General features: G+C 67.3%; 19 protein-coding genes. 6 read left to right on the plus strand and 13 right to left on the minus strand.

What is annotated here, in order from left to right; translation table 11 throughout:
- Positions 1–208 precede the first annotated feature (208 nt).
- Positions 209–949, minus strand: a complete 741-nt coding sequence (locus WFQ67_RS29895; RefSeq protein WP_213627218.1) for a hypothetical protein — start codon at positions 947–949, stop codon at positions 209–211.
- A 141-nt stretch (positions 950–1,090) separates the two neighbouring features.
- A complete protein-coding gene (locus tag WFQ67_RS29900; protein ID WP_213627216.1) occupies positions 1,091–1,879 on the minus strand; it encodes an MmyB family transcriptional regulator in 789 nt (262 codons plus the stop codon).
- A gap of 213 nt (positions 1,880–2,092) precedes the next feature.
- Here WFQ67_RS29900 and WFQ67_RS29905 point away from each other — a divergent pair, with 213 nt between their 5' ends.
- On the plus strand, positions 2,093–2,416 hold the full coding sequence (locus WFQ67_RS29905) for a hypothetical protein (protein WP_337058974.1): 324 nt from the start codon (positions 2,093–2,095) through the stop codon (positions 2,414–2,416).
- A 195-nt stretch (positions 2,417–2,611) separates the two neighbouring features.
- On the opposite strand, the gene WFQ67_RS29910 is transcribed toward WFQ67_RS29905, so the two are convergent.
- The 6 genes from WFQ67_RS29910 to dibA form a co-directional block, all read right to left on the minus strand.
- Positions 2,612–3,601: a sulfate/molybdate ABC transporter ATP-binding protein gene (locus WFQ67_RS29910; protein WP_021217928.1), complete on the minus strand. Its 990-nt coding sequence runs from the start codon at positions 3,599–3,601 to the stop codon at positions 2,612–2,614.
- 3 nt (positions 3,602–3,604) lie between these two features.
- Positions 3,605–4,477 carry a sulfate ABC transporter permease subunit CysW gene (cysW, locus tag WFQ67_RS29915; RefSeq protein ID WP_213627212.1) on the minus strand — a complete coding sequence of 291 codons (873 nt, stop codon included), beginning with the start codon at positions 4,475–4,477 and terminating at the stop codon, positions 3,605–3,607.
- 13 nt (positions 4,478–4,490) lie between these two features.
- A complete protein-coding gene (cysT, locus tag WFQ67_RS29920; RefSeq protein WP_173176984.1) occupies positions 4,491–5,309 on the minus strand; it encodes a sulfate ABC transporter permease subunit CysT in 819 nt (272 codons plus the stop codon).
- A 157-nt stretch (positions 5,310–5,466) separates the two neighbouring features.
- The gene (locus tag WFQ67_RS29925; protein ID WP_213627210.1) at positions 5,467–6,477 is read right to left on the minus strand and encodes a sulfate ABC transporter substrate-binding protein; all 1,011 of its coding nucleotides are present in this window, start codon (positions 6,475–6,477) and stop codon (positions 5,467–5,469) included.
- Positions 6,478–6,618: 141 nt separating this feature from the next.
- The gene (gene oscA / locus WFQ67_RS29930) at positions 6,619–6,801 is read right to left on the minus strand and encodes a sulfur starvation response protein OscA (RefSeq protein ID WP_021217924.1); all 183 of its coding nucleotides are present in this window, start codon (positions 6,799–6,801) and stop codon (positions 6,619–6,621) included.
- Positions 6,802–7,012: 211 nt separating this feature from the next.
- On the minus strand, positions 7,013–8,953 hold the full coding sequence (gene dibA / locus WFQ67_RS29935; protein ID WP_337058975.1) for a phosphodiesterase DibA: 1,941 nt from the start codon (positions 8,951–8,953) through the stop codon (positions 7,013–7,015).
- A gap of 165 nt (positions 8,954–9,118) precedes the next feature.
- Here dibA and desA point away from each other — a divergent pair, with 165 nt between their 5' ends.
- Positions 9,119–10,306, plus strand: a complete 1,188-nt coding sequence (gene desA / locus WFQ67_RS29940; RefSeq protein ID WP_337058976.1) for a delta-9 fatty acid desaturase DesA — start codon at positions 9,119–9,121, stop codon at positions 10,304–10,306.
- 541 nt (positions 10,307–10,847) lie between these two features.
- On the opposite strand, the gene WFQ67_RS29945 is transcribed toward desA, so the two are convergent.
- Positions 10,848–11,045, minus strand: coding sequence for a hypothetical protein (locus WFQ67_RS29945; protein WP_173176978.1), 198 nt, complete (start codon positions 11,043–11,045; stop codon positions 10,848–10,850).
- Between the two features lie 96 nt (positions 11,046–11,141).
- The gene (locus WFQ67_RS29950) at positions 11,142–12,098 is read right to left on the minus strand and encodes a LysR family transcriptional regulator (RefSeq protein ID WP_173176976.1); all 957 of its coding nucleotides are present in this window, start codon (positions 12,096–12,098) and stop codon (positions 11,142–11,144) included.
- A gap of 167 nt (positions 12,099–12,265) precedes the next feature.
- Here WFQ67_RS29950 and WFQ67_RS29955 point away from each other — a divergent pair, with 167 nt between their 5' ends.
- The 3 genes from WFQ67_RS29955 to WFQ67_RS29965 all read left to right on the plus strand — a co-directional run bounded on the left by WFQ67_RS29955 (position 12,266) and on the right by WFQ67_RS29965 (position 15,396).
- Positions 12,266–13,327: an HlyD family secretion protein gene (locus tag WFQ67_RS29955; protein WP_213627199.1), complete on the plus strand. Its 1,062-nt coding sequence runs from the start codon at positions 12,266–12,268 to the stop codon at positions 13,325–13,327.
- Positions 13,327–14,352: a DUF2955 domain-containing protein gene (locus WFQ67_RS29960; RefSeq protein ID WP_442969642.1), complete on the plus strand. Its 1,026-nt coding sequence runs from the start codon at positions 13,327–13,329 to the stop codon at positions 14,350–14,352. The genes WFQ67_RS29955 and WFQ67_RS29960 overlap by 1 nt, the downstream gene beginning before the upstream one ends.
- 75 nt (positions 14,353–14,427) lie before the next feature.
- Positions 14,428–15,396, plus strand: coding sequence for a GGDEF domain-containing protein (locus tag WFQ67_RS29965; RefSeq protein WP_263154513.1), 969 nt, complete (start codon positions 14,428–14,430; stop codon positions 15,394–15,396).
- 121 nt (positions 15,397–15,517) lie between these two features.
- Here the strand turns inward: WFQ67_RS29965 and WFQ67_RS29970 are convergent, their stop codons facing one another.
- The 3 genes from WFQ67_RS29970 to WFQ67_RS29980 are packed head-to-tail and all read right to left on the minus strand — an operon-like array spanning position 15,518 to position 19,597.
- On the minus strand, positions 15,518–17,125 hold the full coding sequence (locus tag WFQ67_RS29970; protein ID WP_337058977.1) for an arylsulfatase: 1,608 nt from the start codon (positions 17,123–17,125) through the stop codon (positions 15,518–15,520).
- A 13-nt stretch (positions 17,126–17,138) separates the two neighbouring features.
- Positions 17,139–18,002, minus strand: a complete 864-nt coding sequence (locus WFQ67_RS29975; RefSeq protein WP_173176969.1) for an ABC transporter ATP-binding protein — start codon at positions 18,000–18,002, stop codon at positions 17,139–17,141.
- Positions 17,999–19,597, minus strand: a complete 1,599-nt coding sequence (locus WFQ67_RS29980; RefSeq protein WP_442969643.1) for an ABC transporter permease — start codon at positions 19,595–19,597, stop codon at positions 17,999–18,001. The genes WFQ67_RS29975 and WFQ67_RS29980 overlap by 4 nt, the downstream gene beginning before the upstream one ends.
- Positions 19,598–19,887: 290 nt before the next feature.
- On the opposite strand from WFQ67_RS29980, the gene WFQ67_RS29985 reads away from it, so the two are divergent.
- Positions 19,888–20,937: an ABC transporter substrate-binding protein gene (locus tag WFQ67_RS29985; RefSeq protein WP_337058978.1), complete on the plus strand. Its 1,050-nt coding sequence runs from the start codon at positions 19,888–19,890 to the stop codon at positions 20,935–20,937.
- Positions 20,938–21,238 lie beyond the last annotated feature (301 nt).

The raw sequence follows: 21,238 nt of genomic DNA on the forward strand, positions 1-21,238 counted from the left end.
GTGGAGGGGCGGAGCACTATCTACGTTGCAGGCTCGAGGCCTAAGGGTGGACACGACTTCCAGCCCCTCCCCCGATGATCAGTCGGGGACTATTACCCCTGTGGAGGTATTAGTCGAGATACAAGGGTGGACCGCGCTTCACCGGTCCACCGCTACGGTGTTGGGCCGGGCTCCGCCGCCTGTGGATAACCCGCGCTGCCCCTTTGCCTCAGCCGCCCGCGGCCAGCAACTGCGCGCTCATCGAGCGGGCATGGCGGTCGACCATCATCGGCGCGTAGGGCCGGCCGGAGGCGCTGACCAGGGTGTTGCTCTGGCTGTTCATGTCGCTGAGGGCGGTCTTGAGGAAGCTCCAGCGGGTCTTCAGCTTGCCCACCGCCGGATCGCTCTTGTCCATCGGTTGCAGCTGGGCGTCGATGGCCGGCAGCAGGGTGCGTTCGTCCTGGCCGATGTAGGTGTCGTTGCTTTCCCGGGCGATCTCGAAGGTGCCGATGTAGGCGCGGCTGAGGTACTGCACGGCGAGGTATTCCACCTTGGCCGGCAGTTCGCCGTCGGCGGTGTTGCCGGGGGTGGCACGGGCGGCGATGAGGAAGTCGCGCAGGGACTTGGCCAGTTCCTGGGGGAAGCGCCATGGCACGTCCTCTTCGTTGTGGCCGTAGGAAACACCTTGCTGCAGTTGGGTAACAAGCGCGCGGTACTTCTGCCGGAGCCCGTCGCTGGGTTGCGGAACGCTCTGGAACGCGGCATCCAGTGCCTTGATGTCGGCATCGAAGCGGGTCTTGTGGGTTTCCTGGAAACCTTCGCCGCGGAACAGCAGCAGGCTGCTGGTGGCGCGGCAGGCGTGGACCTGCACCTGGTCGATGGGCGCGAGTTCGGCGGCGAGGGCCATCCCGGCCCCGGCGAGGCCCAGCAGCAATCCGATGAAAGCGCGTGATAGAGCGTCTGAAAGCATCCCGGCGTGCTCCTTTTGTTGTTGTTGTGAGCAGACAAAGCGATGGGTTGTGTGGGCACCAATCGGTGCGCGCCCAGCCTACTGCGCCGGGCCCTGGAGGGTATTACCCGAAAGAGTGATTTATGACGGTCGGGCGATAAATCATCCCATCCGGAGGATCTGCTTCAGCCGTTCGGCGCTCTCCGGGTCGGCGGGGAACAGGGTCTCCAGGGCCAGCTCCGAAAGGGTCACGTCCACCGGGGTGCCGAACACCGTGATGGTGCTGATGAAGCTGATCACCCCCAGCGGCGTGTCCAGCTGCAGCGGCACCAGTACGCCGTCGGCGACCAGGGCATCGGGCGCGGCCGGGGCCGGGTAGGCGGTGAGTTCGTCGTACAGGGTCTGCAACTCCTCATCACCGCTCACTTCGATGTCGTGCCGAAGGCGCTCCAGCAGGTGGGCGCGCCACTGGCCGAGGTTGGCGATGCGCGGCGCCAGGCCCTGCGGATGCAGGGTCAGGCGCAGCACGTTGAGTGGCGGGCCGAGCAGGGCAGGGGCGACGCCGGCGATCAGCGCCAGCACCGCGTCGTTGGCCGCCAGCAGGTTCCAATGGCGGTCGATGGCCAGCGCCGGGTTCGGTTCGTGGGCCTTGAGCAGCTGTTCGATGGCCTGGCGCGCTCCGGCCAGGGCCGGGTCGTCCAGGGTGCGCTGGGGGAACAGCGGTGCGTAGCCGGCAGCGGCCAGCAGGCGGTTGCGTTCGCGCAGGGGGATGTCCAGCTGCTCGGCCAGGTGCAGGAGCATCTCGCGGCTGGGCCGGGCGCGCCCGGTCTCGACGAAGCTCAGGTGGCGCGTGGAGATCTCCGCGTCGCAGGCGAGGTCGAGCTGGCTGAGGCGGCGGCGCTGGCGCCACTGGCGCAACAGGGCGCCGACGGGGTGGGTGGGTGCGTTCATGGCAGCGACGATAGTCGAGCCGGTGAGGCCCGGCCATTACCTGGCAGGTAATCGACGCGATTCTCCGTTCGGCGAATCCTGGCGACCAGGCACCGGCAACCGCCGGGCCGTCTTGTCCAGGAGATACGCCATGACCACCGTGCAACCCTCCCCCCCCTGCTGCGCCGCGCCCTGCAACTCGATGCCCTGGTCAGCGGCGCCGCCGGCCTGCTGATGACCCTGGGCGCCGGCCCGCTGTCCGCCCTGCTGGACCTGCCTGCCACGCTGCTCACCGGCGCCGGCCTGTCGATGCTGCCCTGGTGCGCCGTGCTGCTGTGGCTCGCCCGTCGCGACACCCTCGACCGTCGCGCGGTGTGGGCGGTGATCGCGGTCAATGCCGTCTGGGTGGTGGACAGCGTCCTGCTGCTGGCCGGCGGCTGGGTGCAGCCGACCCTGCTGGGCCAGGCCTTCGTGATCGCCCAGGCGCTGGCGGTGGTGCTGTTCGCCGAGCTGCAGTTCCTCGGGCTCAAGCGCTCGGCCGAAGCGGTCTGTGGATAACTTGGGCATCCTGCCTTTTTCGCGAATGAATTCGCTCCCACCAGAGGGCGGGGTCATAGGTTGGCGCCGAGCTTGCGAGGCCCAACGGTGCCGGGGTCGGGTCCGTTGCGTTGGGCCTCATGCTTCGGCCCAACCTACATCTGCGCCCATGACAAAGCCCCTCGCAGGAGGGGCTTGTTCGTTGCAGCGCGGCGATCAGCCGTGGGCGACGGGCTGCCAGGCCTTGGGCTTGAAGTAGAGGGTCTCGCCACGGGCGAGGCCGACCAGGCTGTCGTGGTCCTTGACCACTTCGGCTTCGATCAGCTCGTCCTGGCCGTCCACCTTCAGGGTCACCCGGGTGATGGCGCCGAGGGGGCGGATGTCGCGGACTTCTGCGGCCTGGTGCTCGTCCTCGGCCTCCTTGGACAGCGAGACTTCGTGGGGACGGAACAGCACGTGGCGGTCATCGCCCAGCTGCAGGCGGTTGGAGTCGCCGAGGAAGTGGTAGACGAAGGGGCTCGCCGGCTTCTCGTAGACCTCGCCCGGGGAGCCGATCTGCTCGATCACGCCCTTGTTCATGACCACGATGCGGTCGGCCACTTCCATGGCTTCTTCCTGGTCGTGGGTGACGAACACGGAGGTCAGGTTGATCTCCTCGTGCAGGCGCGCCAGCCAGCGGCGCAGCTCCTTGCGCACCTTGGCGTCGAGGGCGCCGAAGGGCTCGTCCAGCAGCAGGATCTTGGGCTTTACCGCCAGGGCGCGGGCCAGGGCGATGCGCTGGCGCTGGCCGCCGGAGAGCTGCTCCGGGTAGCGGTCGGAGAGCCAGTCCAGCTGCACCATGTTGAGCAGCTCGTGGACCTTCTCGGCGATCTCCGGCTCGCTCGGGCGTTCGCCCTTGGGCTTCATGCGCAGGCCGAAGGCGACGTTGTCGAACACGCTCATGTGGCGGAACAGGGCGTAGTGCTGGAACACGAAGCCGACGTTGCGATCGCGCACGTCGTGCTGCGAGACGTCCTCGCCGTGGAACACGATGTTGCCGGCGTCCGGGGTCTCCAGGCCGGCGATGATGCGCAGCAGGGTGGTCTTGCCGCAGCCGGACGGGCCGAGCAGGGCCACCAGCTCGCCGCTGTGGATATCCAGGTTGATGTCGTTGAGCGCCTTGAAGGCGTTGAAGTTCTTGCTGACGTTACGGATTTCGATGCTCATGACTCACTCCTCATCAGCGCTGGATTTAAGACGGGACAGGCGGGCCTCGCTCCACTGCTTGAGCAGCAGGATGACCAGCGCGAGGATCAGCAGCAGGCTGGCGACGCTGAAGGCGGCGACGTGGTTGTACTCGTTGTAGAGGATCTCGACATGCAGCGGCAGGGTATTGGTGACGCCGCGGATGTGGCCGGAGACCACCGACACCGCGCCGAACTCGCCCATGGCGCGCGCGGTGCACAGCACCACGCCGTAGATCAGGCCCCATTTGATGTTGGGCAGGGTCACGTGCCAGAACATCTGCCAGCCGTTGGCGCCGAGCAGGCGCGCGGCCTCTTCCTCCTGGGTGCCCTGTTCCTGCATCAGCGGGATCAGCTCGCGGGCGACGAAGGGCACGGTGACGAAGATGGTGGCCAGGACGATGCCGGGGATGGCGAAGACGATCTGGATGTCATGCTCGCTCAGCCACCCGCCGAAGTAGCCCTGGGCGCCGAACAGCAGCACGTAGATCAGGCCGGCGATCACCGGGGAGACGGAGAAGGGCAGGTCGATCAGGGTGACCAGGATGCTCTTGCCGCGGAACTCGAACTTGCTCACGCACCAGGCGGCGGCCACGCCGAACACCAGGTTCAGCGGCACCGAGATGGCGACGGCGATCACCGTCAGCTTCAGCGCGGAGAGCGCATCGGGCTCGAAGATGGCGGTGAAGAAGGTGCCGAAGCCCTGCTTCAGTGCTTCGCTCAGCACGATGTACAGCGGCAGCAGCAGGAACAGGCCGAACACCAGCCAGGCGGCGACGATCAGCGCACGGCGACCCCAGGCGTTGCCCCGGCGGGCAGCGTTGGCGGAGGCGGCGGCAGTCAGGGTTGCACTACTCATGACGACGGCCTCCTCAGGGGGTTTCGATGCGGCGCTGCAGCAGGTTGATCAGCAGCAGCAGGATGAAGGAGACCACCAGCATCAGCACGCCGATGGCGGTGGCGCCGGTGTAGTCGTACTGGTCGAGCTTGACCATGATCAGGAGCGGCAGGATCTCGGTCTTCATCGGCATGTTGCCGGCGATGAAGATCACCGAGCCGTACTCGCCCACGCCCCGGGCGAAGGCCAGGGCGAAGCCGGTGAGCCAGGCGGGCAGCAGCGCCGGCAGGAGGATGTGGCGGAACACCTGCAGCGGCCTGGCGCCCAGGCAGGCGGCGGCCTCTTCCACCTCGCGGGGGATGTCGGCCAGCACCGGCTGCACCGTGCGCACCACGAAGGGCAGGGTGACGAAGGTCAGCGCCAGGGTGATGCCCAACGGGGTGTAGGCGATCTTGAAGCCCAGGTCCGTGGCGAACTGGCCGACCAGGCCGGCCGGCGCGTACAGCGCGGTGAGCGCGATGCCGGCCACGGCGGTGGGCAGGGCGAAGGGCAGGTCGATCATCGCGTCGATGATCTTGCGGCCGGGGAAGTCGTAGCGCACCAGCACCCACGCCAGCAGGGTGCCGATCAGGCCATTGAGCACGGCGGCGGCGAGCGCGGTGCCGAAGCTGAGCTTGAGTGCGGCGAGTACGCGGGGTGCGCTGATGATGTTCCAGAACTGCACCCAGGTTAGGTCGAAGGTCCTGAGGAACATGGCGCCCAGGGGAATCAGCACCAACAGGCTGAGATACACCAGGGTGTACCCCAGAGTCAGCCCGAAGCCGGGTATGACCGGGGAGATACGTCGAGACATCATCTGTCCTTTTTCTGCGTTGGAACGCTCAAGCCCGCCACCGGAATATCACCGGCCCGGGCACGGCAAAGGGAAGCTCGCGCTTCCCCTTGTCCGGGCAGGGCCTGCGCCCCACCCATTTTCTTGCAGCTTGCAGCTTGCAGCTTGCAGCTTCGGCTTATTGCGCCTGGTAGATCTGGTCGAAGATGCCGCCGTCGTTGAAGAACTTCGGTTGCGCTTCCTTCCAGCCGTTGAAGTCCTTGTCGACGGTCACCAGGTCCAGTTTCGGGAACTGCTTGGCGAACTCGGCGGCGACCTTCGCGTCACGGGGACGGTAGAAGTTCTTCGCGGCGATGCGCTGGCCTTCCTCGCTGTACAGGTACTGCAGGTAGGCTTCGGCGACCTTGCGGGTGCCTTTCTTGTCGACGTTCTTGTCGACCACGGAAACCGGCGGCTCGGCGAGGATCGACAGGCTCGGCGCGACGATCTCGAAGTTCTCGCCACCCTGTTCCTTGAGTGCCAGGAAGGCCTCATTTTCCCAGGCCAGCAGCACGTCGCCAATGTTGTTGTTGACGAAGGTGATGGTCGAACCGCGGGCGCCAGTGTCGAGAACCGGAACGTGCTTGTACAGCGCCTGCACGTATTCCTGTGCCTTGGCATCGCTGCCGTACTGCTTCTTGGCCCAGGCCCAGGCGGCCAGGAAGTTCCAGCGGGCGCCGCCGGAGGTCTTCGGGTTCGGGGTGATGACTTCCACGCCTTCCTTGGTCAGGTCGCCCCAGTCCTTGATGCCCTTGGGGTTGCCCTTGCGTACCAGGAACACGATGGTCGAGGTGTAGGGGGTGCTGTTGTCCGGCAGGCGCGCCTGCCAGTTCTCGGGGATCAGCTTGCCGAGCTTCTGCAGCTCGTCGATGTCGCCGGCCAGCGCCAGGGTCACCACGTCGGCCTTGAGGCCGTCGATCACGGCACGCGCCTGCTTGCCGGAGCCACCGTGGGACTGCTGGACCTTGAGGTCGTCGCCGCCCTGGGCCTTCCAGTGCTTGATGAAGGCGGCGTTGTACTCCTGGTACAGCTCGCGGGTCGGGTCGTAGGAGACGTTGAGCAGCTCGGTGGCGGCGGCGACGGGGCCGGCGACCAGGGTGGTGAGCAGGGCGCTGGCCAGGGTGGCCAGGGCGAAGCGGCGAATCGACATGGATGGAGCTCCTGAATTCCGGGTTCTTATGGTGTTGGCTGGTTTGTCTTTCAGGCACGACGGGCGTTCACGGCGCCCGTCGCAGTCGACTCGGTTCGCGTCTCGGGTTGACCCCTCCGGCGACCCGGTCGGGTGTTCGGGTCAGCTGTTCTTGCCGGCGGGTGGTTGCAGGCGGAATTTTTCCTTGCGCTCGATCTGCACCACCTGACCGTTGTGGACGGTGATCTCTACGGCACCGAAACGCAGGCCGTGCAGGGCGCTCTGTATTTCACGCAGGATGCTGGCTTCGTCCTGGCCTTCGAGGCTGCGGAGTGTTGCGCTCATGTTCGTGCTCCTTGGATGGGGTGCCCGCGTCGGTGGTCAGGGTTTTCGCGTGGCGTGGGCGCATCTTAATCAGGGCACGAATATTCTTAAAAATACTGTTTAAGAATTTTTATATAACCGTTGGTTTTATTGGATCAGGCGCAAGCGCAACGGCGGGCCCGGGCGCTTGGCAGCCTTGATGCCGGGTGGGCGCGGGCCCACCGGGAGAGGGTCAGAGGAGGCTGATCTGTTGCGGGCTGGTGCCGGTGGGAGGGATGAGCTGCCACATCTGCTCCAGCTGCTGCGCCGATTGTGGGCGGCTGAACAGGTAGCCCTGGCCATGGTCGCAGCCGAGGGTACGGAGGAAGTCGGCCTGGCGCTGGTCCTCGATGCCCTCGGCCAACACCTGCAGCCCCAGGCTGTGACCCAGGGCGGTGACGGCCTTGGCGATGGCGATGTCGTCGCGATCGTCGGGCAGGTTCTTCACGAAACTCTGGTCGATCTTCAGTTTGTGCACCGGCAGGCGCTTGAGGCGCTGCAGGGACGAGTAGCCGGTGCCGAAGTCGTCAATGGACAGGCGCACACCGAGCTTGCACAGGCGGTCGAGCAGTTCCAGGGCGGTGTCCGGGTCCTCCATCACCGCGCTCTCGGTGATCTCCAGTTCCAGGCGACCCGGCTCCAGGCCGGTGTCGGCGAGTACGCGGGCGACGCGGGTGTCCAGTTCGCCACGGCTGAACAGGCGGCAGGAGACGTTCACCGCAATGAACGACAGCTGCAGGCCGCGCTCGGTCCAGTCGCGCATCTGCCGGCAGGCACGTTCCAGCACCCAGGCGTCGATGGCACCGATCAGGCCGCTTTCCTCGGCCACCGGCAGGAATTCCGCCGGCGGCACCAGGCCGCGCTGTGGGTGCTGCCAGCGAACCAGGGTTTCGACGCCGATCAGGTGGCCGTCGTTCAGGTCGTGGATGGGCTGGAACACCAGGCGCAGCTCGTCCTGCTCCAGGCCCTGGCGCAGCGCGGTGACCAGCTCGACGCGCTGGCGTGCCTGCTCGGTCAGTTCCTGGCTGTAGAAGGCGAAGGTCTCGCGGCCCACGCTCTTGGCCTTGAACAGCGCCGAGTCGGTGTTGCGCAGCACCTGCTCGACGTTCTCGGCGGCGCCGGGGAAGGTGCTGATGCCCAGGCTGGCGCTGATGAAGAGGTTCTGCGTCGACAGGTGGAAGGGGGCGGCCAGGCATTGCTGGATGCGCCCGGCGAGGTCGGTGGCCTGCTCCGGGCTGAAATCCTCGCAGAGCAGGCCGAACTCGTCGCCGCCCAGGCGCGCAAGGGTCATGCCGCCGGCCATCAGCGTGGCCAGGCGCTCGCCCACCGCCTTGAGCAGCAGATCGCCGTGGTTGTGGCCGAGGCTTTCGTTGATGTGCTTGAAGTGGTCGAGGTCGAGGAGGATGACGATGCCTTCGCGGCCATCCCGGCGCGCGCGCTCCAGGGCGTGCTCGACGCGCTCGGTGAACAGCAGGCGGTTGGGCAGGTTGGTCAGCGGATCGTGGTGGGCCAGGTAGTCCAGCTCGTTCTGCGAGCGCTTGATGGCGCTGACGTCGGAGAACACCGCCACGTAGTGGGTCAGCACGCCTTCCTCGTCGTGGATGGCGCGGATGTTCTGCCACAGCGGGTATACCTCGCCGTTGCGCCGTCGGTTCCACACCTCGCCGCTCCAGGCGTGGCGGTTCTTCAGTGCGTTCCACATCGACTGGTAGAACGCCTCGTCGTGGCGACCTGACTTGAACAGCACCGGCGTCTGTCCCAGCACCTCGCGCTCCTCGAAGCCGGTGATGCGGGCGAAGGCGCGGTTGACGTGGACGATGTGCTGCTCGGCGTCGGTGACCAGGACCCCTTCCTGGGTGGCATCGAACACGGCGGCGGCCTGGCGCAGGCTGCTCTCCTGCTCGCGGCGTGCCTGCAGGTAGGCGCGCAGGCGGCGCATGTGCAGGCACACCAGCAGGTACAGCAGGCCGCTGGTGACCACCACGAAGAGCATGCCCTTGGCGGACTGCAGCGCATTCAGGCGGCTGCCATCCAGGCTCAGCACCTGAAGCAGGTGGTCGCTGAAGAGGATCCAGGCGCTGGCGAGGAGGAAATAGGGCAGCACCAGTTTCATGGCGCTGAGCTTGGGTTTCATAGGTGATTGGTGCCGTGCCGGATGTGATCGGTTTCGCATTATAGATGAATGGAGATTCATCTCTTTCTTATCTAAAGAACGGGATGGTTTTCTCACAATTCATGGGGATAATGCCTGTGTTTGTCCGACAACCTCGCCCTTCCTTCCCCCGAGGCTACGCACTCCATGTGGTACTACGGTTTTCTCGACCTGTCGCTGTGGCAACTGGTGGCGGTCACCCTGGTGATGACGCACATCACCATCGTCGGCGTCACGGTCTACCTGCATCGCTATTCCGCCCATCGCTCCCTCGAACTGCACCCGGCGCTGAAGCATTTCTTCCGTTTCTGGCTGTGGCTGACCACTGCGATGAACACCCGCGAATGGACCGCGATCCACCGCAAGCACCACGCCAAGTGCGAAACCGTCGACGACCCGCACAGCCCGGTGATCAAGGGCCTGGGCACCGTGCTGCGCCGCGGTGCGGAACTGTACCGCGAAGAGGCCGAGAACGAGGAGACCTTGCGCATCTACGGCAAGAACTGCCCGGATGACTGGCTCGAGCGCAACGTCTATTCGCGCTACCCCATCGGTGGCGTGACCCTGATGGCGGCCATCGACCTGGCCCTGTTCGGCGTCGGCGGCATCACCATCTGGGCCGTGCAGATGATGTGGATACCGGTCTGGGCCGCTGGCGTCATCAATGGCCTCGGCCATGCCGTCGGCTACCGCAACTTCGAGTGCCGCGACGCCGCCACCAACCTGATGCCCTGGGGCATCCTCATCGGCGGCGAGGAACTGCACAACAACCATCACACCTATCCGAACTCGGCCAAGCTGTCGGTGAAGAAGTGGGAGTTCGACCTGGGCTGGGCCTGGATCAAGCTGTTCAGCTTCCTGCGCCTGGCCAAGGTGCAGCGCGTCGCGCCCATCGCCCATCGCGTGGAAGGCAAGGGCAGCCTGGACATGGACACCGCCATGGCCATCCTCAACAACCGTTTCCAGATCATGGCGCAGTACCGCAAGCTGGTTATCGCGCCCCTGGTGAAACAGGAACTGGCCAAGGCCGACGAGTCGGTGCGCCACCTGTTCCGTCGCGCCAAGCGCCTGCTGTCCCGCGAGACCAGCCTGCTGGACGAGCGCCACCACGCACGCATCGCCGCCATGCTGGAGCAGAGCCAGGCGCTGAAGGTGATCTACGAGCGCCGTCTCGCCCTGCAGCACATCTGGGTCAAGACCAGCGCCAACGGCCACGACATGCTCGAAGCCATGAAGCAGTGGGTGCACGAGGCCGAGGCCAGCGGCATCCAGTCCCTGCGCGACTTCGCCGAGCAGCTCAAGACCTATTCGCTGCGCCCGGCCGTCGCGGCCTGATCGCAGCAACCCCGAAGAAGGCCGGCCATCGCCGGCCTTTTTCATATGGGCCCCGTAGGTTGGCGCCGAGCCCGCGAGGCCCAGCGCAGCGAGGTCCGCTGGCGCCCCTTCGCGATTGAGTTCGCTCCTACGGGAGAGGGGCGAGGCGTTGATGTGTGGGGCGAGTCCGCTTGGTGGATAGAAGAGCGCTATCCACCCTACCCAGCGGGGAAGTCCGTGCGGGTACGAGCTGTCAGGCGATGCAGGGTGGACCCCGCCTCACCGGTCCACCGCTGCGGGGTTGGGCCGTGCTCCGCGCCGTGCCCTCTGTAGGAGCGGCTTCAGCCGCGAAAGGCACACCGCCGTCTCCCTGCTCCGAGTGGCTGGACACTCCTTCGCGAATGAATTCGCTCCTGCCCTGAGCCTCCCGCCTGCACCGCCCCATATACGCCTGCACCTGAATCTCGGCCAAAAAAAACCGCCCGGGGGAGGGCGGCTGGAACAAGACGTCGAAAGGAGCAATCGCATCGACGTCAGGAGGTAAGGAGGAGGTGCGGGTCGATCAGCTGTCCTGGTCGGCGTCGGCCTTGCGCTCGGTGCCCTGCTTGGCGACGGCCTGCTGCTGGGCGGCGTCCTGGGCGCGCTGCTCATACTGCGCATTTCGCGCAACAAAGGCGGACGACTCTTCGGCGAAGGAGAACTGGGTGAAGGACAGGGCGAAAGCGGTGAAGGCGGCAGTAACAAAGAGATTGCGTTGCATAGCGTGATCCTCGGCGGGATGCATCTGGAAACCGAGGCCATCTTAGGGGCCGGGCCGGTGGTGAAAAACCGCGGCCCAGGTGAATCACAATTGCTTCTAACGCAACAATTGCGTGCGCACCGCCCAGTGGCGGGGATCGTCCAGCACGGCATCGTCCTGGGCGAAGAGGGGCGGCAGCTCGGCCTTGAGGAAGTCCACCCAGGTCCGGGTCTTGGCGTCGAGGAAACGCCGTGACGGATACACCGCGTAGATGTTGCGCTCGCGCAGGCGGTGCTCCGGCAGCAGGCGCAGCAGCGTGCCCTCGCGCAGCGGCTGGCAGGCGACGAAGGAGGGCAGCAGGCAGAAACCCATGCCCGCCTGGGCGGCGCGGGCCAGGGATTCGGCGACGTTGACCTGGAAGGCCTCCGCCGGCAGCACGTCGTACTCGCCGTCCTCGTCCTGCAGCACCCAGTTGTCCTGGTAGAGCGGGTCCAGCAGGCGCAGGTAGCGGTGATGGCGCAGGTCCGCCGGCCCCGTGGGCACGCCATGCTGCTCCAGGTAGGCGGGCGCCGCGCAGACCACGCTGTACATCTGCCCCAGGGACTGCGCCACCATCTGCGAGTCCGGCAGCTCGCGGGCGAAGGTCAGCACCACGTCCTGGCCATCCTCCAGCGGGTCGGGGTTGCGCTGCGACAGCGTCAGGTCGATCACCACCTCGGGGTACAGCGCGGTGTAGCGCGCCACCAGCGCGGTGACGTGTTGCAGGCCGAGGCCGGTCATGGTGTGCACCCGCAGCCGGCCGCTGGGCTTGAGGTGCGCGCCGCGCGCCTCGGCGGCGGCCTGGTCCACCTCGTTGAGGATCGAGCGGCAGCGTTGCAGGTAGCGCTCACCCACCTCGGTCAGCGCCAGGCGCCGGGTGGTGCGGTGCAGCAGCCGCGCCTGCAACTGCTGCTCCAGCTCCGAGACCAGCCTGGAAACCTGCGCGGTGGAAAGATCCAGCGCCTGCGCCGCCGCGGTGAAGCTGCCGGTCTCGATGACGCGGGTGAACACGCGCATGCTGTTCAGGGTGTCCATTGTTACTCCTCGCGCAAGGCTGATTCTCGAAGGGCGCTGATTATCCAGGAAACGCCGGTAAATATACTGCCAGCCCTGAGCTGTTTGCCGTTTTCCCGGATCACCGCCCATCGCCCCGCCTGCGGGCTCGTGGCCCTGCCGATCCGCCCTGCATTGCCGAGGTATCCATGACCCCCGACCAAAGGTTCGCCCGCCGGGTGCGGAGCGCCATCGTGGCCTTCGTGCTGCTCTTCGCCTACTTCCTCGCGGCCGACCTGTGGATGCCCATCACCCCCCAGGCCCAGCTGACCCGCCCGGTACTGCGCCTGGCGCCCCGGGTCAGCGGCCAGGTGCTGGACATCGCCGTGACCAACAACGCCCACGTCGAAGCCGGGCAGTTGCTGTTCCGCCTCGACCCCGAACCCTTCCGCCTCGCCGTCAACGCCGCCGAGCTGGCGCTGGAGCAGGCCGCCCAGGACAACGCCGAGCTCGACGCCAGCCTCGCCGCCGCCCGCGCCGACAAGCTCGCCGCCGAGGCTTCGGCGCAGGAGCTCGCGCGCGAGACCGAGCGCCTCGGCAAGCTGGTGGCCAGCCAGCACGTTTCCCGCCAGTTGTTCGAGCAGACCCAGTCGCAGCGCGCCGCCGCCCGCGCCAAGGTGGCCGCCGCCACCGCACGCATCCACCAGTTGGCCGCCGAGCGCGGCGCGGCGGGCGACGGCAACCTGCGCCTGCGCCAGGCCCGCAACGCCCTCGACCAGGCGCGCCTGCAACTGCAGTACAGCGAAGTCCGCGCCGAGCGCGCCGGCACCCTCAGCAACCTGCAGCTGTCCCCCGGCGCCTTCGTCGCCGCCGGCAGCCCGGTGGCCGCCCTGGTCGCCGATGAGGCCGACGTCAGCGCCGATTTCCGCGAGAAGGCCCTGCGCTACGTGGGCCTGGGCGATGGCGCCAGCGTGGTGTTCGACGCCCTGCCCGGGCGCATCTTCGCCGCGCGGGTCAGCGCCATCGACGCGGGCGTCAAGGAAGGCCAGCTGGACGCCAACGGCGACCTCGCCGCACCCGCCACCTCCGACCGCTGGGTGCGCGACGCCCAGCGCCAGCGCCTGCACGTGCTGCTCGATGCGCCTCCGGAAGCGCCCCTGCCCAGCGGCGCCAAGGCCACGGTGCAGCTCTACCCCCACGAGTCGCCCCTGGCCGCGTTCTTCGGCCGGGTGCAGATCCGCCTCATCAGCCTGCTGCACTACATCTACTGATGGAGCGCCCGGCCCTCAGCGAGAACGGCCTGCGCCAGTGCCTGCGACTGGCCTGCGGCGGCACCCTCGGGCTGTTCGTGTGCAAGCTGATGGACTGGGACAACGGCTCGTTCTTCTGCGTCTACCCCATGCTGCTGCTGGGCCTGGTGCCCACCATCAACGCCCATGTGATCCGCCAGTTCCTCGCCCAGGCGGTGCTGGTGAGCCTGGAGACGCTGGTGATCTACGGCCTGTTCGGCGACCGCCCGCTGCTCATCGTGCCGCTGGTGTTCGGCGCCTTCCTCTGGCGCTTCAGCCTCATGGCGCGCGGCCCGCTGTTCATGTTCGGCGCCCTGGGCTGCGTGTTCCTCTCCATGCAGCTGCACTTCGCCAGCTACCCCGAGACCCATCTCTACGACCTGGTGGCCAGCAACCTGGTGGCCGCCGCGCTGACGGTGCTGGTCGCCTGGCTGATGTTCTTCCTCTTCCCCGACGCCGAGCCCCGCGAGGCCCGCCCGGGCGTGCCCAAGGACCTGCCCAGCCAGCGCCACGAGGCCCTGCTCGGCGCCTCGATCGCCACCTTGTCGTTCATCCTGTTCCAGACCTTCGACCTGAAGGATTCGCTGTCCGCGCAGATCGCCTCGATCCTGGTGCTGTTCCCCATGCACTGGAACGGCATCCGCTTCGCCGGACGCATCCGCGCCCTCGGCACCATGCTCGGCTGCCTGATCGCCCTGGTGCTGCAACTGCTGCTCTACGATCACTACGACGTGCTACCGCTCGTCGCCTCGCTGTACTGGATAGCCGCCTTTTTCTGTGCCCGAGTGCACGTATTGGAGGGTGCGCAGGGAATCGGCTTCGGTGCGCTGACAACTTTGGCCATCGTTTTCGGTCAATACCTGACGCCGAGTCACGACATGATGTTCAGCCTGGCCTATCGGCTCAGTTCGGTTTGCGTTGCGGTATTCATCACCCTGCTTGCGGTGTTCGTCCTGCACCGCCTGTTCAACCGTTTTGCAGCCATTCGTCACCAGAGTCATGCCTGACGCCGGCCACTCATGCCCACCGCTTCGTCGTGGGCGTAACGTGACCCGAATACGCGAAGGCAGGCTATGGGCCGGATGGAAAACTTCGAGGAAACACCCAGCGAGCTGGAAAAGCTCACCCTGGCACTGCTGCACAGCCGCGGCGAGGTGGAACGCCTGCGCGAACGCGAACTGCTGTTCAACAGCCTGCTGGGCAGCGTCAACGCCGTGCTCTGGGCCTTCGACTGGGACGAGCAAAAGATCATCTACGTCAGCCCCCACTACGAGCGCATGTTCGGCCGCCCGGCCGAGCTGCTGATGGTGGACTTCAACGAGTGGCGCAACTGCATCTACCCCGATGACGTCGAGTACGCCGCGCGCAGCCTCGCCGAGGTGCTCACCAAGGGCGCGGTGGAGGTGCGCGAGTACCGCATCATCCGTGGCGACGGCCAGGTGCGCTGGCTCAGCGACAAGTGCTTCGTCAGCCGCCAGGGCCAGGCCGGACAGAGCACCCTGGTGGTGGGCATCGCCGAGGACATCACCGAGAAGAAGACCCTGGAGGCCGAGCTGCAGCGCCTGGCCACCACGGACGTGCTGACCGGCACCAGCAACCGTCGGCACTTCTTCGAATGCGCCCAGCGCGAGTTCGACGTCGCCGAGCGCTATGAACGGCCCCTGGCCTTCCTGCTGCTGGACATCGATGACTTCAAGAAGATCAACGACACCTACGGCCACCAGGTCGGTGACCTGGTGCTGCAGCGCATCGCCCAGTGCGGTGCCGGCGCCCTGCGGCGGGTCGACCATTTCGGGCGCATCGGTGGCGAGGAATTCGCCGCCGTGTTCCCCGGCTGCGACCCGGCCCAGGCCCTGCAGGTGGCCGAGCGCCTGGAGCGCGAAGTGCAGCGCCTGTCGTTCAGCGCCGCCGGCCAGATCTTCAGCGTCACCCTCAGCCAGGGCCTGACCACCCTGCGCCCCGGCGACACCCTGGAACAGCTCTACGCCCGCGCCGACGAAGCCATGTACACCGCCAAGCGCAGCGGCAAGAACCAGATCGTCCAGGTGTAACCGATTGCCCCCAAGGGTGGACGTCGCTTTTAACGTCCACCAGCGGAGCCCCGGGTGAGCACCGGCGGTGGACCGGTGAAGCGGGGTCCACCCTACGCCCCCACACGCACCGCGCTTGCCCCTACGGCTGGAACGGCGACTCGCTGAGGATCACCCCCGTCTCGTCCACATAGCGCTGCCAGGCCGCGATCAGCCCGGCCAGCGCTTCCGGCCGCTCCTGGGCCAGGTCGTGGATTTCCCCCGGGTCCTTCTCCAGGTCGTACAGCTGCCAGGTTTCCGGCCCCACCGGCGCGGGGATGTACACCGCCTTCAGGTGCCCCTGGCGGATGGCGCGCATGCCGAACAGCTCCCAGCCGGTGGCCGTCTTGCCGTCGTGCACCTGGGGCGTCTCGCCCGAGAGGTAGCCCAGCCAGGAGCGCCCGCGCACCGGCGCCACCTCGCGACCGCGCCAGCGGGTGCCCGGGTGGCGCACGCCGGCCAGGTCCAGCACCGTCGGGGTGATGTCCATCACCGTGGCGAAGGCGTGGCTCACCTGCTTCTGCCGCCGCAGCTGTGGATAACGCACCAGCGCCGGCACGCGGATGCCGCCCTCGGTGGTGAAGGCCTTGTACAGGCGCGACGGCGCCGTGGCCGCCTGGGCCCAGCGGGGCCCGTACCACACGTAGGAGTTGGCGCGGCCGATGTTCTCCAGGCTGTTGTCGTAGTGCTGGTCGAGGAAGCTCTTCAGGTTCGGGCCGAACTTGGGGAAGGCCTCCAGCAGCGCGCCCTCGGCGCCGTTGTCGGACATGAAGAGGATGAAGGTATCGTCCTCCAGGCCCTGCTGGCGCAGGTAGTCCAGTACCCGGCCGATGTTCCAGTCCATGCGCTCCACCATCGCCGCATAGACCTCCATGGTCCGCGCCGACACCTGGCGTTCCGCCTCGCTCAGCGCGTCCCATTCGGCGCTGATCGCCCGCACCGGGTGCGCTTCCACATCCGCCGCCACCAGGCCCAGCGCCTTGAGCTTCTCCAGGCGTTCCAGGCGCAGCGCCTCGGGCCCGGCGTCGTAGCGGCCCCGGTAGTTATCCACAACCTCGGCCGGCGCCTGCAGCGGCCAGTGCGGCGCCGAGAAGGGCAGGTAGGCGAAGAACGGGCGGCTCTGGTCGCGCTCCTTCAGGTACTGGATCAGCCGGTCGGCGAAGGCGTCGGAGGAATAGAAACCCTCCGGCAGTTGCTCGATGAAGCGGTCGTCTTCCACATACAGCGCTGGCGTCGCCTTGAGGATGCCCGGCGTGGTCTCGTCGTAGGGTGGCTCGTAGCCATAGTGGTTGGCCGCCCCCGGCAGCAGCGAGAAGGAGCGCTCGAAGCCCCGCGCATGGGGCGCCCGCTCGGCGGTCAGGCCCAGGTGCCACTTGCCGGACATCAGCGTCTGGTAGCCCGCCTCGCGCAGCAGCTCCGGCAGTGCCACCACACGCTCGTTGAGGTAGCCCTCGTAGCCCGGCTTGCCGATCAGCTCCGGCGTCAGCGCCTCGGCCATGGTGCCGATGCCGGCGATGTGGTGGTCGGTGCCGGTGAGCAGCATCGAGCGCGTCGGCGAGCAGGTGGGCGCGGTGTGGAAGTCGGTCAGGCGCAGGCCGTCGAAGGCCAGGCGGTCCAGGTTCGGCGTGGCGATCTCGCCGCCGAAGGCGCCCAGGTCGGAGAAGCCCAGGTCGTCGGCGACGATGATCAGGAAGTTCGGGCGTTTGCTCATGGAGGCTCCAGGGTCAGAGGGCGATGGATTCGAACGGCAGGTCGGCCAGCCGGGGCGGCTGCGGCGGGCGGTAGTCGCCATCGCCGGTGAGCTGGTGCAGCAGCGCCTCGCGCACCTGGTGGAAGTCATGGCCGGTGCGCTGGCGCGGGCGCGGCAGGTCGATCGGCACCACCTGCTTGATGCGCCCGGGGCGGGGCGCCATCACCACCACGCGGTCGGCCAGGTAGATGGCCTCCTCGGCGTCGTGGGTGACCAGCAGGGTGGTGATGCGCTGGCGCGCGCGGATGGCCAGCAGCTCGTCCTGCATCTGCTGGCGGGTCAGCGCATCGAGGGCGCCGAAGGGCTCGTCCAGCAGCAGGATGCGCGGGCTCGCCACCAGCCCCCGGGCGATGGCCACGCGCTGGGCCATGCCGCCGGAGAGCTGGTGCGGGTAGGCCCCCTCGAAGCCGCCCAGCCCCACCAGCTGCACGAACTGGTGGATGCGCCGGGCGCGCTCGCCCTGTTCCAGTTTCTCGTTGACCAGGCCCAGGCCGATGTTCTGCGCCACCGTCAGCCAGGGGAACAGGCGGTGCTCCTGGAACACGATGCCGCGTTCGCCACCGATGCCGCGCACCGGCTGGCCGTCCACCTCGATGCGGCCGTCGAAGGCGGTGTCCAGGCCCACCAGCAGGCGCAGCAGGGTGGATTTGCCGCAGCCGCTGGAGCCGACGATGGCGATGAACTCGCCCTCCTCGATATCCAGGCTGAAGTCCTGGATGGCCTGGAAATCCTGGCCATCCACCTCGAAGACCTTGCCGACCCCGGCGAAGCTCACGGTGGGCGGGGGCGACAGGGGCTGGTTGGCCGCCTCCACGGCGTTGCGGTTGAAGGCGTTCATGCGGTTCTCCAGCGCGTCGCGCGCGCTTCGATGCGTTGTCCGAGGTTGCCCAGCAGGGCGCCGACCAGGCCCACCAGGACCATGGCAGCCATCACCTGGTCCATGCGGAACAGCTGCTGCGCGCCGAGCATGTAGCTGGCGATGCCGCCGTCCGAAGGCATGAAGTACTCGGCACCGATGGTGCCCAGCCAGGCGTAGATCAGCGCCAGGCGCAGGCCGGCGAAGATGGCCGGTGCGGCGCCCGGCAGCACCAGCAGGCGCAGGCGCTTGCCCAGGCCGAGGCGCATCACCCGCGCCGCCTCGCCGAGCTGCGGCGAGAGGCCGGCGACGCCGCGCTGGGTGGCGATGAACAGGGGGAAGAAGGCGGCCAGGGCGACGAAGGCCAGCTTGGCCGCCTCGCCGAGGCCGAACCAGGCGGTGAGCAGCGGCACCCAGGCGAAGATCGCCACCTGGCGCAGGGCCGAGAGGCTGGGCCCGGCGATGCGCTCGGCGCGGTTCGAGAGCCCCAGCAGCAGGCCCAGCGCCAACCCCGCGCCGCCGCCCAGCGCCAGGCCTGCCACGGTGCGCTCGAGGCTGGCGCCCATGGCCTTCGGCAGGCTGCCATCCAGCAGCCCCTGGTGCAGGGCGCGCAACACATCGAGCGGGGAGGCGAGGATATTGGCGTCGACCCAGGCCAGGGCGCTGCTGGCCTGCCACAGGGCCAGCAGCGCCAGGGGCAGCAGGGCCGCCTGCAGCCGTTGCCAGCCATGCAGGCGCGGACCGCGCGGGCGCTCGGCGGTGGCCGGGTGGGGCCAGAACAACAGCAGCGAATCGAGGCGGTTGATGCCGCGATCCATCAGTGCGCCCACCAGGCCGATCACCAGGATGCAGACGAACACCAGGTCGAGCATGAACAGCTGGCGGCCCCAGACCATCAGGTAGCCGATGCCCTCGCTGGAGGCCAGCAGCTCCACCGCCAGCAGCGAGGTCCAGCCGGTGGCCAGGGCCAGGCGCAACCCGGCCATGAAGGCGGGCAGGGCGGCCGGCAGCACCAGGCGCCAGGCCAGAAGGTGCGGTGGCAGGCGCAGCACCGCCGCCGCCTCGCGCAGGCGCGGCTGGGCGTCACGCACGCCAACCAGGGTATGCAGGGTCACCGGCACCACCACGGCCTTCACCAGCACCACCAGCTTGAGGGTTTCGCCGATGCCGAAGAACAGCATGAACAGTGGAATCCAGGCCAGGGTCGGGATCTGCGCCAGGGCCACGAAACTCGGGTAGACCAGCGCCTCGGCCCGGCGCGACAGGCCCAGCCAGGCACCGAGCAGCACCCCGCCGGCGACACCGGCGAGCAGGCCGATGCCGAGGCGCTGCAAGCTTATCCACAGGTGCCCCCAGAGTTCGCCGGAACCGAATTCCAATGCGCTCTGCCCTACCAGGGCGGGGGCGGGGAGGATCTGCTCGGACATCCAGTGGTGCCTGGCGGCCAGCCACCAGAGCAGGAACAGCCCGATAGGCAGCAGCCAGGGCAGGGCCCGGTCGAGGATGCCGGCGCCGATGGCCGGCAGATGGAGCCGGGCGGGAGGCCGCAGGCTCGGCAGCGTCTGGATCTTGCTCATCGGTGTCTCCCGGCGCCAGGGCTCTAACGTTATTTCCGTGTGGAATATAAAATCTGAAAATCCATTTATTTATGGATAAGAGGCGTCATTAGATAGGGAAGGGGCCGGAGAGCGGCAAATGCCTTTGCCGAATATTTTTTATGCATTTCCTGCATAGCGCGCTGGAAGCCGCTGTGGTCCTGATTTATGCGTTTCAGTCATTAAAAAAATGAATTTTTAGTATTTAATTTCGATTTCCTCCTGTGCCTATCTGGCGCTCTCACCGAACCCTCGCGCAGGAGCGCCCATCCATGAAAACCCTGATCAACAGTGTCCTCGGGCTCTTCGTCCCCACTCTGCTGGCGGGCGTGCTCGGCGCGGCTCCGCTGCTCGCCCAGGCGGCCGAGGCACCCAAGGAAATCCGCATCGCCGTGCCCGACCTCAGCGCCGGCAGCGAACACAGCGGCGGTGGCGTGGTGGACGTGCTGCGCAGCCGGCAGATCCTCGAACAGGAATTCGCCAAGGACGGCATCGAGATCCAGTGGCGCTTCTTCAAGGGCGCAGGTCCCGTGATCAACGAAGCCCTGGCCAACGGCCAGGTGGACTTCGCCTACCTCGGCGACCTGGCCGCCATCATCGGCAAGGCCAGCGGCCTCGACACCCGCCTGCTCAGTGCCACCGCCCGCGACGTGAAGAGCTACCTGGGGGTGGTGCCCGGCTCGGGGATCAAGACCCTGGAAGACCTCAAGGGCAAGCGCGTCGCGGTGTTCCGCGGCACCGCCAACCAGCTGTCCTTCGCCAACGCGCTGGCCAGCCGCGGCCTGTCCGAACGCGACTACAAGGTGATCAACCTCGACTTCAACGCCGCCAACGCCGCCCTCGCGGCCAAGCAGGTGGATGCCTCCTGGGGCCTGGCCGGGCTCATCGCCCTGCGTGAGAAGGGCCTCGCCGAACTGCCGCTCAGCACCCGCGACCTGGGCGGCGCCGGCAGCACACAGGCGGTGCTGGTAGGCACGGGCGCCTTCGTCCGCGACTACCCCGAGGTCACCGCGCGCCTGGTCAAGGCCCAGCAGCAGGCGGTGACCTGGCTGCGCGACGAAGACCACAAGCAGGCCTACGTCGAGCTGGTCTCGCGCCTGGCCAGCTACCCGCCGGTGATCCTCGGCACCGACCTCAAGGACGACAGCTTCAAGGACATCTTCGACCCGCAGCTGGACCCCGCCTTCCTCGCCCGCCTGCAGAAGGGCGTCGACTTCGCCGCCGAACAGCGGCTGATCCGCAAACCCTTCCAGGTGAGCGACTGGGTCGAGCCGCGCTTCCTCGATGCGGCGCTGAAGGAGCCGGTGCAGGCATCGCGCTGAGCCGTCCGGGCGACTGAAGTCGCCCCTACAGAGAAGCTTGAACCGTGCGTAGGTTGAACGTCGCTCTTCACGTCCACCAGCGGAGTTGCGAGTGGCCCCGATGGTGGACCGATGAAGCGTGGTGCACCCTAGATTCCGGGATACCTCGTGCCTTTTCGCGAATGAAGTCGCTCCCACAGAAGAGCCAGCCCGTAGGATGGGTAGAGCGCAGCGAAACCCATGCTGTCCGGCCCGCTGCGTGCGACCTGGGTGAATGAATTCGCCCCTACAGAAGAGCCGGCGGAGTCGCGGGTGGCCTCGA

Origin of the sequence: Pseudomonas sp. USHLN015, assembly GCF_037153275.1 — a bacterium.
Lineage (GTDB): Bacteria > Pseudomonadota > Gammaproteobacteria > Pseudomonadales > Pseudomonadaceae > Metapseudomonas > Metapseudomonas tohonis.

Bases quoted from the DNA above. Each gene is read 5' to 3' on its own strand.
- WFQ67_RS29965 (WP_263154513.1), top strand. From the start codon at position 14,428: ATGGAAAACTTCGAGGAAACACCCAGCGAGCTGGAAAAGCTCACCCTG.
- WFQ67_RS29895 (WP_213627218.1), bottom strand. From the start codon at position 949: ATGCTTTCAGACGCTCTATCACGCGCTTTCATCGGATTGCTGCTGGGC.
- cysT (WP_173176984.1), bottom strand. From the start codon at position 5,309: ATGTCTCGACGTATCTCCCCGGTCATACCCGGCTTCGGGCTGACTCTG.
- WFQ67_RS29950 (WP_173176976.1), bottom strand. From the start codon at position 12,098: ATGGACACCCTGAACAGCATGCGCGTGTTCACCCGCGTCATCGAGACC.
- WFQ67_RS29905 (WP_337058974.1), top strand. From the start codon at position 2,093: ATGACCCTGGGCGCCGGCCCGCTGTCCGCCCTGCTGGACCTGCCTGCC.
- WFQ67_RS29925 (WP_213627210.1), bottom strand. From the start codon at position 6,477: ATGTCGATTCGCCGCTTCGCCCTGGCCACCCTGGCCAGCGCCCTGCTC.
- WFQ67_RS29985 (WP_337058978.1), top strand. From the start codon at position 19,888: ATGAAAACCCTGATCAACAGTGTCCTCGGGCTCTTCGTCCCCACTCTG.
- WFQ67_RS29910 (WP_021217928.1), bottom strand. From the start codon at position 3,601: ATGAGCATCGAAATCCGTAACGTCAGCAAGAACTTCAACGCCTTCAAG.
- WFQ67_RS29900 (WP_213627216.1), bottom strand. From the start codon at position 1,879: ATGAACGCACCCACCCACCCCGTCGGCGCCCTGTTGCGCCAGTGGCGC.
- WFQ67_RS29955 (WP_213627199.1), top strand. From the start codon at position 12,266: ATGACCCCCGACCAAAGGTTCGCCCGCCGGGTGCGGAGCGCCATCGTG.
- desA (WP_337058976.1), top strand. From the start codon at position 9,119: ATGTGGTACTACGGTTTTCTCGACCTGTCGCTGTGGCAACTGGTGGCG.
- WFQ67_RS29970 (WP_337058977.1), bottom strand. From the start codon at position 17,125: ATGAGCAAACGCCCGAACTTCCTGATCATCGTCGCCGACGACCTGGGC.
- dibA (WP_337058975.1), bottom strand. From the start codon at position 8,953: ATGAAACCCAAGCTCAGCGCCATGAAACTGGTGCTGCCCTATTTCCTC.
- WFQ67_RS29975 (WP_173176969.1), bottom strand. From the start codon at position 18,002: ATGAACGCCTTCAACCGCAACGCCGTGGAGGCGGCCAACCAGCCCCTG.
- cysW (WP_213627212.1), bottom strand. From the start codon at position 4,477: ATGAGTAGTGCAACCCTGACTGCCGCCGCCTCCGCCAACGCTGCCCGC.
- WFQ67_RS29960 (WP_442969642.1), top strand. From the start codon at position 13,327: ATGGAGCGCCCGGCCCTCAGCGAGAACGGCCTGCGCCAGTGCCTGCGA.
- oscA (WP_021217924.1), bottom strand. From the start codon at position 6,801: ATGAGCGCAACACTCCGCAGCCTCGAAGGCCAGGACGAAGCCAGCATC.
- WFQ67_RS29980 (WP_442969643.1), bottom strand. From the start codon at position 19,597: ATGAGCAAGATCCAGACGCTGCCGAGCCTGCGGCCTCCCGCCCGGCTC.
- WFQ67_RS29945 (WP_173176978.1), bottom strand. From the start codon at position 11,045: ATGCAACGCAATCTCTTTGTTACTGCCGCCTTCACCGCTTTCGCCCTG.